The 13,384-nt window shown below is 68.5% G+C and carries 14 protein-coding genes; 5 read left to right on the forward strand and 9 right to left on the reverse strand.

The window, feature by feature from the left end:
- Positions 1-94: 94 nt before the first annotated feature.
- Complete coding sequence (locus tag AB1609_05060; protein ID MEW6045838.1) at positions 95-1,060, reverse strand: amidohydrolase family protein; 966 nt, start codon at positions 1,058-1,060, stop codon at positions 95-97.
- Between the two features lie 194 nt (positions 1,061-1,254).
- Here AB1609_05060 and AB1609_05065 point away from each other — a divergent pair, with 194 nt between their 5' ends.
- From AB1609_05065 to AB1609_05085, 5 genes are all read left to right on the forward strand, one after another.
- Positions 1,255-2,988, forward strand: coding sequence for an ABC transporter substrate-binding protein (locus tag AB1609_05065; GenBank protein MEW6045839.1), 1,734 nt, complete (start codon positions 1,255-1,257; stop codon positions 2,986-2,988).
- Positions 2,989-3,076: 88 nt separating this feature from the next.
- A complete protein-coding gene (locus AB1609_05070; GenBank protein MEW6045840.1) occupies positions 3,077-4,045 on the forward strand; it encodes an ABC transporter permease in 969 nt (322 codons plus the stop codon).
- Positions 4,042-5,283: an ABC transporter permease gene (locus AB1609_05075; protein MEW6045841.1), complete on the forward strand. Its 1,242-nt coding sequence runs from the start codon at positions 4,042-4,044 to the stop codon at positions 5,281-5,283. Before AB1609_05070 ends, AB1609_05075 begins: the two co-directional genes overlap by 4 nt.
- Positions 5,284-5,340: 57 nt before the next feature.
- Complete coding sequence (locus AB1609_05080) at positions 5,341-5,829, forward strand: hypothetical protein (GenBank protein ID MEW6045842.1); 489 nt, start codon at positions 5,341-5,343, stop codon at positions 5,827-5,829.
- A gap of 10 nt (positions 5,830-5,839) precedes the next feature.
- Entirely contained in the window at positions 5,840-6,295 is a 456-nt protein-coding gene (locus AB1609_05085) for a hypothetical protein (protein ID MEW6045843.1), read from the forward strand.
- A gap of 26 nt (positions 6,296-6,321) precedes the next feature.
- On the opposite strand, the gene AB1609_05090 is transcribed toward AB1609_05085, so the two are convergent.
- From AB1609_05090 to AB1609_05125, 8 genes are all read right to left on the reverse strand, one after another.
- Positions 6,322-6,816: a hypothetical protein gene (locus AB1609_05090; GenBank protein ID MEW6045844.1), complete on the reverse strand. Its 495-nt coding sequence runs from the start codon at positions 6,814-6,816 to the stop codon at positions 6,322-6,324.
- A 31-nt stretch (positions 6,817-6,847) separates the two neighbouring features.
- Positions 6,848-7,918, reverse strand: coding sequence for a flotillin-like protein FloA (gene floA, locus AB1609_05095; GenBank protein ID MEW6045845.1), 1,071 nt, complete (start codon positions 7,916-7,918; stop codon positions 6,848-6,850).
- A 3-nt stretch (positions 7,919-7,921) separates the two neighbouring features.
- Entirely contained in the window at positions 7,922-9,310 is a 1,389-nt protein-coding gene (locus AB1609_05100) for a nodulation protein NfeD (protein ID MEW6045846.1), read from the reverse strand.
- A gap of 104 nt (positions 9,311-9,414) precedes the next feature.
- On the reverse strand, positions 9,415-9,585 hold the full coding sequence (gene rpsU, locus AB1609_05105; protein ID MEW6045847.1) for a 30S ribosomal protein S21: 171 nt from the start codon (positions 9,583-9,585) through the stop codon (positions 9,415-9,417).
- Positions 9,586-9,666: 81 nt separating this feature from the next.
- Positions 9,667-11,067, reverse strand: a complete 1,401-nt coding sequence (gene mtaB, locus AB1609_05110; GenBank protein MEW6045848.1) for a tRNA (N(6)-L-threonylcarbamoyladenosine(37)-C(2))-methylthiotransferase MtaB — start codon at positions 11,065-11,067, stop codon at positions 9,667-9,669.
- A 39-nt stretch (positions 11,068-11,106) separates the two neighbouring features.
- Positions 11,107-11,541: a phosphatase PAP2 family protein gene (locus AB1609_05115; protein ID MEW6045849.1), complete on the reverse strand. Its 435-nt coding sequence runs from the start codon at positions 11,539-11,541 to the stop codon at positions 11,107-11,109.
- A gap of 180 nt (positions 11,542-11,721) precedes the next feature.
- Positions 11,722-12,420 (reverse strand): HAD family hydrolase, encoded by a 699-nt coding sequence (locus AB1609_05120; GenBank protein MEW6045850.1) that lies wholly within the window; start codon positions 12,418-12,420, stop codon positions 11,722-11,724.
- Positions 12,417-13,384, reverse strand: a 968-nt coding sequence (locus tag AB1609_05125) for a hypothetical protein (GenBank protein MEW6045851.1), incomplete at its 5' end; no start/stop codon positions are given. The genes AB1609_05120 and AB1609_05125, both read right to left, overlap by 4 nt.

Consider the following 13,384-nt stretch of genomic DNA (forward strand, 5'->3'; position numbering starts at 1 on the left):
ACAACCCGGATGACGCCGACCTCTACCCGCCCACCGAGACGCCCCCCGAGGGCGACAAGCGCCGCCGGAAGGATTTCCCTCCCCGCACCGACCGCTAGTCTGACAGCCTCAACACACGCTCGGCGTTGGTGCGGTAGACGCGCGCCAGCACCTCGGACGGCAGCGAAAGCCCCCGGATGACGGGCATTCCGTCGCAGTCCGGGTCCTCCACGGGCGAGGGGCAGACCGCATCGGTCTCCCAGAAGATCCGGTGCGCCCAGTACCTGGACGTGTAGCGCACCAGGTCCGAATTGGCCGTCACCACCTGGTCGGTGCCGAAGAGGATGCGCTCGGCGTTTCGGATGATAAACGCCCGCGCTTCGTCGCGGCGGCGTCCCAGCTCCCGGATCATCCACTTGGTGGCGCTGGTGTCCAGGTAGAGGTTGGGATAGCGGTCGAGCAGCGCCTGCAGGTGGTCGAGGTGCTCCGGGTCGCCGCCCATGTGCGCCGCGATGACGGAAGTCCGAGGGTAGCGCTCCAGCACGGCTTCGAGCGGCGGATACTGGTCGGCTTTCGAGCCGTAAAGCGCCCGGTCGGTGTAGACCCGTTCGAACCAGATGTCAGGGTCGGAGACGTGCACCAGCAGGCCCAGACCCAGTTCCTGGATGCGTTCCAGAACCGGGGCGAGGCGCGGGTCGTCCAGGCGCAGGCGGGTCATCGCATAAAAGCGCGGCGTAAACCAGAACTTGATCAGCCGCGCCCCGCGCCGGTGGGCCTCCTCCACCCGCCGGCGGTTCTCGACAGCGAACGCCTTCTCGTCTTCCAGGAGGTCGTAGCGAAGTTGCGGGGCCACCAGAACGCGCCCCGCCCAGCCGTTGGCGATGGCCGCCGGCTCCAGGTGCTCCCGCGCGATGACCACCAGGGTGTCGATCCCGTAGAGGTCGGCCGCCTGCATGAGAAGGCTCGCCTCGGGCATCACGTGCGTGTGGGTGTGCACGTCGATCGCCTTCACCCCTGCCCGGGAGGGTGGAGGCTGCGTGAAGTTGCTCGCCGCTGCCTCTTCTGTCAGCCGGAAGTCCAAGGACGCCTTACGCCTCCTCCTGTGCAGCGCGTGCGGCGCACACCGACATTGTGGCCCTCGCCGCCTGCCTCCGCAAGGCCCCGGCCCCATACCCGCTCCTCGCCTCCGGATCCTGGAGGGAACGAGCCGGGGGATGCCGAACGTTAGGGCCACCTGAGCGGGTTTACCCGCGCCGGAAGGAGGCGCTTGGAAGGATGAGTGGAGGGCGCGCGAAGTTGGCCAGTGTGGGGGTGGCGGTGGCGCTTTTGGTGTCGCTTCTCTCGGTCACCGCCGCAGCAGCTGCCACTACGCAGGACCCGGACGTAGCAGACATTCCCATTGGCAAGCGTGGGGGTACGTTGCGGTACTCGTCGTTCGGCAGCGGGCCCAAGACGTTCAACTACTACCTCGCCAAGGAGACGTCGTCCACCGACGTCCTTGGCAGGGTCTTCGAAGGCCTCGTGACCGCCGACGGCCGCACCACGGAGATCATTCCGGCGCTCGCGAAGAAGTGGGAGTACAGCGAGGACGGCCTCGTCTGGACGTTTTACCTCCGCCGCGGCGTGCAGTGGCACGACGGGCAGGAACTTACTGCAGACGACGTGATCTTCTCGTACGACCTGGTCTACGACCAGAACATCCCTAACAATTTCCGCTTCGGCCTGACCATCGACGGAAAGCCCTTGAAGTACGAGAAGGTAGACCAGTACACCGTGCGCTTCACGCTGCCCAGGATTTACGCGCCGCTGCTGCGCAGCATCGGCGTGCCCATCATGCCGCGCCACCTGCTTTACGACGCATGGAAAGCCGGCAAGTTCAACGAGATGTGGGGGATCGACACCGACCCCAAGAAGATCGTCGGCACCGGGCCGTTCCGTATCGTCGAGTACGTGCCGGCGCAGCGGATCGTCTACGAGCGCAATCCCAACTACTGGCGCCTCGACAAGGCGGGCACGCAGCTTCCGTATCTGGACCGGCTGGAGGAGACCATCGTCGAAAGCCAGGACGTGGAGCTCCTGAAATTCCGCGCCGGGGAGATCGACTACCTGGCGCCCGACCGCCGCTACGTGGCCGACCTGCAGATGGAGGCGGCGTCCAAGGGCTTCCGGCTCATCAACGGCGGCCCCACGTTCGGCAGCGAGTTCATCGTCTTCAACCAGAACCCGAACACCATCAAGCAACCGAAGCTCTCGTGGTTCACCAACAAGCTCTTCCGCCAGGCCGTGGCGTACGCGGTAGACAAGGAGTCGATCATCGACCTGGCCTTCGCGGGGCTGGCCCAACCCCAGTGGAGTCCCATCGGGCCGGCAGCCAAGGTGTTCCACAAGCCGGACGTGAAGCAGTACCCGTATGACCTGAAGAAGGCGCAGGAGTTGCTGGCCGAGGCCGGCTTCCGGCGCGGCGCCGACGGCCGGCTGCGGGATGCGGATGGGAACCTCGTCGAGTTCGACCTTCTCACCAACGCCGGCAACCGCGCCAGAGAGACGATCGGGTCGCTGTTGAAGGAGGACCTGACCCGCCTCGGCATCAAGGTCAACTTCCAGCCCATCGACTTCAACGTGCTGGTCAGGAAGCTCACGGAGACGTACGACTGGGACGCCATCATCATCGGCCTGACCGGAGGCCCCGAGCCGGCCACCGGCCGCAACGTCTGGATGTCCAACGGCGGCCTCCACATGTGGTACCCGGGCCAGAAGCAGCCGGCTACCGCCTGGGAGGCGCGCATCGACTTCCTGTTCGAAGAGGCCACCAAGTACCTGGACAACGACGTGCGGCGCAAGTACTACAACGAGTTCCAGGACCTCGTGGCCGATCAGCTTCCCCTCATCTACACGGTGAACCCCGAAGCCTGGTACGCCGTCTACAACTACGTGAAGAACGCCCAGCCCACGGCGTTTGCCCGGGGCCTTCTGTACCAGGTCGACGAACTCTGGATCGACCGGCGCTAGCACGGTCCTCGGCAGGCGGGGCCGGAGCCTCTTGTAACTCCGGCCCGCCCGCCTTGGGCGGCACCTTGGCTGAGGGGCGTACAACTCGATGTGGCGTTACATCCTGCGGCGGCTGCTGTACATCATCCCCATGATGCTAGGGGTCAGCGTCCTGACCTTCTTTGTCATGAAGCTGGCCCCCGGCGACTACCTCGACCTGCTCCGGCTCAACCCCGACGTGAGCCCGGAGGCCATCGAACAGCTGAACCGCCAGTTCGGGCTTGACCAGCCCGCTTACGTACAGTTCGGGCGGTGGCTGTGGAACGTGCTGCACTTCAATCTGGGCCACTCGTTCAACTACGGCGCGCCGGTGAGCTACCTCATCGGGACGCGCCTGTTGAACACCCTGCTGCTTTCGGTTGCGTCGCTTGCGCTTGCCTGGACCTTTTCCTTTCCCGCCGGGGTGTACGCCGCCGTCAAGGCGCACTCGACGTACGACCGGGTGCTGACGTTCGCGGCCTTTATCGGGCTCTCGATCCCCAACTACTTCCTGGCGCTCCTGCTCCTGTACCTCGTGGTTCACTTCAATCTACCCCTGCCCGTTGGCGGCATGACGAGCAGCGACTTCGCCTCGCTTTCCACGTGGGGAAAGGTGGCGGACATCGGCAGGCACCTCATCGTGCCGGCTGTGGTGCTCGGCACCGCCAGCATGGCCTCCCTCACCCGGTACCTGAGATCCGGCATGCTCGACGTGCTGGGCCAGGAGTACGTCGTAACGGCCCGGGCCAAGGGGCTGCCCGAGAGCCGCGTCGTCTGGAAGCACGGGGTTCGCAACGCCCTCAACGTCATGATCACCATCTTCGGCTTCGAACTCGGAAGCCTCCTCAACGGCGCCGCCCTCACGGAGATCATCACGGGATGGCCCGGCATGGGGCGGCTCGTGCTGGAAGCGCTGAGAGCCTACGACTACTACGTCGTGATGGGAACCGTACTGATGGCAGGGGTGTTGCTAGTGGTGGGTAACCTGGTCGCCGACATACTGCTGGCGTGGGCCGATCCGAGGGTGAGGCTCCAATGACCATCGCCGAGCGTATCCTCCACGATCAGGAGCAGCCTCAGCAGGCGGAGTCCGTTTCGCTCTGGCGTGCCGGGTGGACCCGGCTGAAGCGAAACCGCGTGGCCAGGGCGGCAGGGCTGGTGCTCCTGGCGATGCACCTGCTGGCCATCTTTGCCGACTTCGTGGCGCCCTACTCGGAGCTGTACACCAACCGGCGGAAGTTCTACCACCCGCCCACCCGGATCCACATCGTGACGCAGGACGGTGCCCTGAGCCGACCGTTCGTCTACGACTTCAGGCTGGTAGACCGCAGCCGCCGGATCTATGAGGAGGATCGTTCGCAGCCTTACCCCGTCCGCTTTTTCGTGCGCGGCGAACCGTACCGCCTGTTGTGGCTCATTCCCACCGACGTGCACCTGATCGGCGTGGATCCTCCCGCCGGGTTGTATCTTCTGGGCACTGACGACATGGGTCGAGACATCTTCTCCCGCCTCTTGTTCGGTGCCCGCCGGTCGCTTTTCATCGGCGTAGCCGGCATTGCGGTGACGCTCCTGATTGGTCTGATCTACGGCGGGATCTCCGGCTACTTCGGCGGGCGCGTCGACAACGTGATGATGCGCCTTGCCGAAATCGTGCTGGCCATCCCCAGCTTCTACCTGCTCGTGGCCCTGAGCGCGGTGCTGCCGTTGAACCTGCCCTCACAGCAGCGCTTCTTCCTCGTGGTGCTCGTGTTGAGCCTGGTGGGCTGGCCCGGGTCGGCCCGGGCGGTGAGGGGCCTGGTGCTGTCGCTGCGAGAGCAGGACTTCGTCGCGGCCGCAAGGGCCGTGGGGGCGACCCACCTGCGCATCATCTGGCGGCACATCCTGCCCAACACCGTCTCATACGCAATCGTGGCGGCCACCCTGTCAGTGCCGGGCTTCATCATCGCCGAGGCCGCGCTGTCCCTTATCGGCGTGGGCGTCCAGGAGCCGTACGCAAGCTGGGGCAACATGTTGAGCAAGGCCACCAACGTCAACAGCATGGCACGATACCCCTGGACGCTCGTCTCGGGTTTCGCCATCTTCCTCGCGGTCCTCAGCTACAACTTCCTGGGCGATGGCGTGCGCGAGGCGTTCAGCCCGCGGACCCTCGCTGCGACCCCGGCAGCCGTCAGGGTATCGAAACGGCCTTCCGAACGCCGGTCATGGGCGGCCGCGCTGCGCTCGGCCCTGCTTCGAGGCGGCGTGCCGGCGCGCTCGGGACCGTCACGCCCCGCATAGCGAGGACAGCTGCCCCGGTCTGTCGAAACAAGCCCATCAGGAAGGCGGGGCTTCGTCGTGGTAGCCCGGGGTTTTCGCGGGCCGAGCGTTGCCGCGTTCGTGCTACTGGTTTCGGGCATCCTGGGTGCCGCCGGCACCACCCGCATGAGCCGGCAATACGTGGAGGGTGCTCGCACCCTCAGCCTCTTCGAGGTGGGCGTGGAGGTCGCTGCGGTCTCCCCTGCGCTGCAGCTCTCGCTCTTTTACCGCAACCCGGGCCCGTGGCCGGTCACACTCCTGGAAGTGCAGGTGCTCGCGTGGCACGGAGGGGACTACCTGGGCGCCGCCAGCCGCGACCTTCGGCAAAACCCGCTGGTCGTCGCCCCTTCGTCGACCGGGCAGCTCACCCTGACCTTCCCTGCCGGCACGGAGACGGCCCGGCCGCCCGCCGGAGACGGGGCAGGGGCGTCCTGGCGCTTCTACCTCTCCGGCCGGCTCGAACTGCCGGTGCTGGGAGCCCGCACGTTCAGCCGGGAAGCCTTGTATCCCGACGTGGAGGGATCGTAGCAGCCCGGGCATGACCATCCTGGCTCAACAGACCGACCGTTCGCGAGCGGTGCGCCTCTTCCTGGGGGATCTGGCCTCCCTCTTCGGGGGCGGGGGCACGGTGTCGTTCTTCCTGACCAACTGGTGGCTTCCGGCCCTCAGCCCCTTTCCGTGGCTCGCCCGGCACGGTGCGGCCGCGGCATTGGCGATGTCGCTGGCCGTGGGGCTGCTTCTCGGGGTTCGTACCCAGCGGGCCGGCCGGGCGATGCTCTACACCCTGTTGTCGTTTGCCGCCGGGGCGACCGGGCTGGCCCTGGTGCTCTCGGCACCGGCCCTGGCGGGGGTCCCCGGCGGTTCCCGGATCGCCGCCCTCATCGTCCCGTCCCGCGTGGTCATCTCCCTGTTCTTCCTGGCACCGCTGGGCCTGCTGGGCAGTGTCGTGGGCGCGTCCGCTTCCGGGGGGCGCGCGGGTTCCCGCATGGCCTGAAGGTTGAGGGCTTTCAGGGCCCTGTCTCAGCGGGTCCTCCGAAACGTCCCTGCCGCCCCGGCCCAGCGATAAGGCCGGCGGCCGCGCGGCGGCCCCAGCACCTCGGCCGTCACGATGGCCCGCACCAGGTCCCCCCCCGAAAGGCCTGCAAACGGCCCTGCCACTGTCGGGCCCCGTTCGGCGACGTCCCCCGTGAAAAGCCCTGCACCGGTGCTTCGGAGGATAGGCACGCCTTCCGGCCGGGGTCCCTCTCTCCCGGCCCCTCTACCCTCCAGGGGTTCCCCGAGAGGAGCCTCGAAGGGCGGCGGCCGCCTCCCCGCGAGGGGTTGGCGGTCCCGCACCGCACCCGTGCGGCGCTGCCGTTCGGCTCCGGCCGGCCGCCCGGCGGTGACCTCGCCCGTCCTCGCCGCCGCCGGACGGCGCCGGGATACGCGCTGGCCGCGGGCCGAGCTCCACAGCCACCCGAACGTGAGGATGAGAAGCCAGATCAGCAGTTCAAACAGGTCGTCTACGGGCGCCACCGCCCCTTACCGGCCATGTGGGTGCGCTCCCCTAACGGCCCTGCCCGGGCCCGGGTCCGACCGGACCTGAAGGCCCGGCGCCCGGAGCGCCGCCCACCATTCCGGGCGTCGGCTCGCGCCCCGGCGCTGGCCCCTGTGCTTCGCTCAGGCGGCTGATGGCCTGCCGCATGGCGGTGTCGGCGAGGATGTTCTGCATGGTGTAGTAGTCCATGACCCCGATTTTGCCTTCCCGCAGGGCCGCCGCCAGGCTCCTGGGCACCTCCGCCTCGGCCTCCACCACTCTTGCCCGCATCTCCTGGACCATCGCCAGCATCTCCTGCTCCCGCGCGAGGGCGCCGAACCGCCGTTCGGCGGCCTTGGCTTCGGCGATGTTCTTGTCGGCGTTGGCCTGGTCCACCTGGAGCTGGGCTCCGATGTTGCGGCCCACGTCCACGTCGGCGATGTCGATGGACAGGATTTCGAACGCCGTCCCGGCATCCAGCCCCTTGGACAGCACCGTCTTGGAGATGCGATCCGGGTTCTCCAGCACCTCTTTGTGGCTCTCCGACGAGCCCACCGTGGTGACGATGCCCTCGCCCACCCGGGCGATGATGGTGGCCTCCCCGGCGCCCCCGACCAGCCGGTCGATGTTGGCGCGCACCGTTACCCGCGCCTTCACCTTCAACTCGATCCCGTCCTTGGCCACGGCGGCTACCACGGGCGTCTCAATGACCCTGGGATTGACGCTCATCTGCACCGCTTCGAGCACGTTGCGCCCCGCCAGGTCGATGGCGGCCGCCCGCTCGAAGGTGAGGTTGATGTTGGCCCGCTGCGCGGCAATGAGGGCGTCCACCACCCGGTCCACGTTACCGCCCGCCAGGAAGTGCGCCTCGAGCTTGTCGATGGCCACGTCCAGCCCCGCTTTCTGGGCCTTGATGAGGGGCAGAATGATCCCGGCCGGCGGAACTCGCCGTAGCCTCATCCCGATCAGCGTGAAGATGCCCACCGGCACCCCGGCCGCCCACGCGGAGATCCAGAGGCCCACCGGGATGAAGTTGAGCAACACCACGAGACCGATGACGATCAGGATGACCGGCAGCCAGAAGACCAGCAGTTGCTCCACGCGCTACCCCTCTCTTTCCGCTCTTTGGGCCCTGACCACGATGCGAAGCCCCTCCGCCCTGACGACCTCCACGGGCGTGCCGGTGTCGATGAACTCTCCGTCCGTGCTTGCGTCCAGGCGCTCGCCGCCGATCTCCACGACCCCGGATGGCCGCAGGGGCGTCACGGCCCGGCCTCTTTGCCCCACCCATCTGTGATGTTCGGCCGGGGCCGTGTATCCTTCCTCGCGCCACTGCCGCGTCTTGAGCACGATCTGGCTCCATGTACGGCTCTTGCGGATGTAGCGGAACGTCAGGGCCCCCACGAGGACGGTCATGACCACCGACCCGCCCACCACGTACAGGGCCGACGCCGCGTCCTTGAACGAAAGGTAGAGGCTGGCGAATATGGCCACAAGCCCCGGCACCCCGGCGATCCCGAACCCGGGGATCGCCACCAGCTCCACGACCAACAGCACGATCCCGACCAGGAAGAGGATGATGACCTCCCACCCGACGAGCCCGGTGACGAGCCGCGCCCCGAAAAACAGGGTGAGCGCGATCAGCCCCACCGTGCCGGGCACGCCCCATCCCGGCGTCGCAAGCTCGTAGATGACCCCGAGAAAGCCGATGGTGAGCAGAAGGGAGCTGACCGTAGGCTCGGTCAAGAAGCGTGCAATCCGTTCCGCCCAGTTGGGGCTGAGCTCGACGAAGCGGGCGCCGACAAGTCCCACGGCGGCAGCCGCAGACTCCCGATCTTTTGCCACCGCGTCGATGAAGCCCAGTTCCTTCGCCCTGGCGTCCGAGAGGGTCAGGATCTTGCCGGCCTCCACGACGCCCGGAATCTCGATGCTCTTGTCGACCATGGCCGCAGCGATGCGGGGGTCGCGGCCCTTGGCCTGGGCGGTGGCCTCAAACTCCGCCCGAAGGGCGGAGATGATCTTCTCCTCGGCCGGGATGGGCTCGGCCGCCCCGATGCTCGATGCCGGCGCCATCACGATGTAGTCGCACGCCAGGCTGACCAGGGCCCCGGCTGACTGCGCCCGCTCCGAGATGAACGCGATGGTGGGAATGCCCGCGTCCAGGAGGGTATCCCGGATCTCCTCGGCAGCGTCCACGCGCCCTCCGGGGGTGTTGACCTCTACAAGGATGGCGTCGGCCCCTGCCCCGTTGGCCTCCGCCACCGACCGCTTGACGAACTCGGCAAGCCCGACCTCGATCACCCCGCGAATGGGGATCACGTAGACGACCGGACGGGAACCCGGCCGGGGCTCGAGCGGAGGCCTGCTGGCGGCGCCGGCCGCTCCGGTCTCCCCTGACAGGCTCCTCAGGAGAAGGAGCGCGACCGCCGCAACCGTGCAAAGCCGCCGGAACACCGCTTGCCCGGGCGCCGAACCGCCTTTCGCTCCCGCCACCCCTCGCCCGTCCCTTCCAGGCCGTGCAGGGCGACAAAAAAAGAGGCCGCCCGACGTCTTATACGATGCCGGGCAGCCCGAACCCTGGCGCCGTCGCAGCCGCCTCAAGAACGCCGCCGACGCGCACGCGCCTTCATCTTGCGTCGCACGCTGGGTTTGACGTAGTGCTCATGCCGCCGCATTTCAGCCAGGATGCCATCTTGCTGCATCATCCGCTTGAGCCTTCGGAGCGCCGCGTCCAGCGATTCGTTGTCGCCGACCCTGACCTCGGCCATGCCGGACCTCCCCTCGTCGTCCGGCGACCGGCCGGCGGGACCCGCTATGCAAGTCAAGCCCCTCCCGCGGCACCGGGGATACTAGGGCAGATTCCACGCGGACGGCGCCGTTCCTGCCACTCCGCTCCTCCCCTCGCCGCCGGCATCTGCCACGACGGCGCGAAGTCCCCGGGGCCCCGTCCCCACCACCCGGGCCCGCACCACGCGCCCCGCCTCGAGGGAACCTGCGGCGGCACCTTCCAGCTCCACCCGGGCGTAGTGCTCGTCCACGCCCTGAGATCGGGCCGAGCCGGGGGCCGGCCGCTCCACCAGCACGTCCACCTCGCGGCCGCAAAGCCGCTCGAGGTATGCCGCGCCGGCGCGCTCGCCGGTAGCCGAGAGTTGCCGCATGCGCCGCGCGGCGGCTTCTCCGTCCACACGTCCGGAAAGGTGCGCCGCCGGCGTTCCCGGCCTCGGTGAGAACGGAAAGAGGTGAAGCCGCATCATGCCGAGTTCCTCAACGAGACCCACCGTGCGGCCGAACGCCTCTTCTGTCTCGCCGGGAAAGCCCACGATCACGTCCGCCGTGACGGCAAGGTCCGGCCGCATCCCTCGGAGGCGCCCGACGGCCATCCGCACGTCGTCGGCTCGGTACCGGCGGCCCATGCGGCGCAACACCCCGTCGTCTCCGGACTGAAGCGACAGGTGTATGTGCGGGCACAGCCTCTGCGAGCCTCCCCACCACGCGAGCAGTTCGCACGTAAGGGCGGAGGGAAGGACGGAACCCAGGCGGATCCGGAAGCTCCCCGGCAGCGCCTCGATCCGTTCCAGGAGCCGGAGAAGGCCGTCCCGCTGCCCCAGGTCGCGGCCATAGGCGGCTACGTTGACGCCGCTGAGGACGATCTCGTGGAAGTTGGCGTCCACGAGCCTGCGCACCTCGTCCAGCACCGCACCCGCCTCCCGGCTTCTGGCCCTGCCGCGGCTGTAGGGCACGATGCAGAAGGTGCACATCTCGTCGCAGCCGTCCTGGATCTTTACGACAGCACGGGCCCGGTCCGGAAAGCAGGCAACCGGGAGTTCCTCGTAGGCGGGGCGGGCGTCGCGAAGAGCGCCGGCCACGTCGGAGCGCGCGGCGGATGGCAATGTGGCGCCTTTTGCCCACTCGGCGGCCAGTTGCACGAGTCGCCCGCGGCGGTCGGTGCCCACCACCGCCACCACGCCGTCCATCGACCCAACGAGGCCGGGCTGCAGCTGCGCCAGGCACCCGGTCACCATCACGGCGCCCTTCCCGCGTGCTCGCCGCGCGGCGCGCCGGATGAGCTGGCGGCTCTTGTGCTCTCCGGTGGCCGTCACGGCGCAGGTGTTGATGACGTAAAGGTCGGCCTCCTCCTCGAAGCCCACCACCGAAAAGCCGTGCCGCCGGAAAAGTTGGGCGATGGACTCGCTGTCATACTGGTTGACCTTGCACCCGAGAGTCCAGACAGCCACCCGGACAGGCCGCACGCGCGGTTCACCCCGGCGGCTATTGTAGCAGACCTTGTCCTAAACCCCGAAGCTGTAGAGGCTCAGGTAGGCAAACCCGACGCCGATGATAGCGCCGGCCACCACGTCCGAGGGATAGTGGTGGCCCAGGTAGGTGCGGGAGAGGCCCACCAGCGCCGCCGCGGCAAACATCAAGAGCAGCCACGCCGGCCAGCGGGCGGCCAGCACGGTGGCGACGGCGAAACTCGCTGCCGTGTGCCCGGAGGGGAAGGAGTAGTCGGGCAGGGGCAGCACCACGCTGCGGCTGTCGGCCAGCACCAGGTAAGGACGCGGGCGTTCGAGGCGCCGCTTGAGCAGCTGCACGAGCAGGTGGCTGGTGGCGAGCGCCGTCAAAGCAGCGTAACCGACCCGCCGCACCTCGCCGCCCGACAACGCCAGGGCAGTGCTCACGCCCACCGTAAACGTCGCCCCGCCCAGCTTCGTGCACAGCGCCATGAAGCGGTCCAGCCATCTTCTGGCGAGGCGCAGGTGAACGTACCAGAAAAGCCGCGTGTCAAACCCTACCAGAGCCTTCCTCCAGCCGATGGCCGTCCGCCTCCCCTCGCGGGCATCTCCAATCTACCGCAACTCCGCCGACGCGCAATGCCTTCGCGAAGAGAGTTTCGCCCGGACACCTCAGCGTGAGGGGGAACAGACCGAATCCAGAAGACGCGCCGCACGTTTCCACGGGTCGAAGCTCTGGAGGACCCCTTCGGCCCCGCTCTGCCGGAGGTCGTCAGCGCCATAGGGGCCCGTGGCGACCGCCACGGCCAGAAAGCCCGCCCGGTGGGCGGCTTCCACGTCCAGCGGCGTGTCACCCACCACGACGACCGGGTCGGCCGGACGACCGAAGCGCAGCGATGCCCGGCGGGCCGCCACCTTCAGCAGTTCTGCCCGGTCCTCGCCGTCCTCGCCAAAGCCGCCAACCGGGAAGAAGCGGCTCAGGCCAAACGGAGCGAGCTTGAGCCTGGCCCCCGCCCGCAGGTTGCCGGTGCCCAGGCCGAGGGCCCATCCCCGGCGCTCGGCCCACTCCAGGATTTCCACCACGCCGGGCAGGAGTTCGCCCGGATGGCGCGCCACCTCCTCTTCCAGGGCCGAGAGGTAGCGCCGCTCCAGTTCTGGCCATCGGGCTTCAAGCTCCGACTCGAGGCCGCAGCGCCGCCCGAGTTCCCTGAAGATGGCGGGGTCGGTCCGCCCCGCTGTCCAGCGGCCGTCGAGGTCTACAGCCCGGCCGAAGACGGCCGCCCAGGCCTTCGCGATGGCCCGCCGCCCTGCGCCCGCGCTACGCACCAGCGTGCCGTCCAGGTCGAACAGGATCAGGCGGACCGCCTTCACGGAACCTCCGGCCTGCCCGGGGCCGGCACCCGCGCGAGCAGCCAGTTGCCGGCAAGGGTCGCCACATCCATCTGAAGCCGCACCAGTGCCCCCGGCGAAAGTCGGTAGCCGCCGCGCCGGCTCGCCTCGATGACCGGGTGCAGGCAGGCGGCCTCCAGCTTGAGCCGCAGGGAGCGGATGGCAGCCGAGAAGACGCCGTCCAGCCTGCCCACCGTTCCCGGGGTCGACGGCCAGACGGCGCCGACCCATACGTCCCGGGTGAGGGGCCGATCAGAGAGGGCATCCGGCAGGCTGCCAATGCCGTCGGGCTTCACGGCGAGCAGGGAGAGAAACGCCAGCAACAGCTCGCCTTCCAGCGCGGTGAGGCGGCGGGCACCCCCCGTACCCCGCACGGTCACCGGCGAAAAAGCCAGGCCCTGAAGATGAAGTACGGTCCTCCCGGCGGGCTGCGACACCGGTTCGCTCCCTGAGCTTTCCCAGGCGTTCCTTGCGGCCTCACCAGCCGGGTAGATGAGGGCCCCAGTCGGCGCGACCCACCCCTCCACCGCCAGGTGGGCGTATCGCCCGGGCCCCGCCCGGGTGCCCGTCACCGTACGCTCGAGTACGTGGACCGCCGGGTCGGCCGCTGACGCCACCCGCAGGCGATCCCGCTGGCGTGGTGTGAGCATCCGGGGGTCCCCCAGCAGGAGGTCGGCGCACGCGGCGGCCACGACCGCCGCCGGGCCGCCGCTCAGCCGTTCGGCAGCCTCCAGCTCACGCCTGGCCTCCGAGAAGCGGTTTTCGAGGAGGTAGAGAATGCCCGCCCAGTACGCCGGCCGGAAGTCGCTGCGAAACCTCTCCCGCTGCAGGTGGAGGGCGACCCGGGCCTGCTCCAGGTAGCTCCGGCTCAGGCGGCGGCACCGTACCGATCGCATCATGAGAAAGCGGGCCAGGCTCTGCATCGATGGATGGGTGGAGGTCCCGG

The sequence above is a fragment of the Bacillota bacterium genome, assembly GCA_040754675.1.
Lineage (GTDB): Bacteria > Bacillota > Limnochordia > Limnochordales > Geochordaceae > Geochorda.

What these genes read in the sequence shown, in the direction of transcription:
- AB1609_05065 (MEW6045839.1), top strand. Translation starts at nt 1,255, where the DNA reads ATGAGTGGAGGGCGCGCGAAGTTGGCCAGTGTGGGGGTGGCGGTGGCG.
- AB1609_05070 (MEW6045840.1), top strand. Translation starts at nt 3,077, where the DNA reads ATGTGGCGTTACATCCTGCGGCGGCTGCTGTACATCATCCCCATGATG.
- AB1609_05075 (MEW6045841.1), top strand. Translation starts at nt 4,042, where the DNA reads ATGACCATCGCCGAGCGTATCCTCCACGATCAGGAGCAGCCTCAGCAG.
- AB1609_05085 (MEW6045843.1), top strand. Translation starts at nt 5,840, where the DNA reads ATGACCATCCTGGCTCAACAGACCGACCGTTCGCGAGCGGTGCGCCTC.
- rpsU (MEW6045847.1), bottom strand. Translation starts at nt 9,585, where the DNA reads ATGGCCGAGGTCAGGGTCGGCGACAACGAATCGCTGGACGCGGCGCTC.
- AB1609_05115 (MEW6045849.1), bottom strand. Translation starts at nt 11,541, where the DNA reads ATGGCGCTGTGCACGAAGCTGGGCGGGGCGACGTTTACGGTGGGCGTG.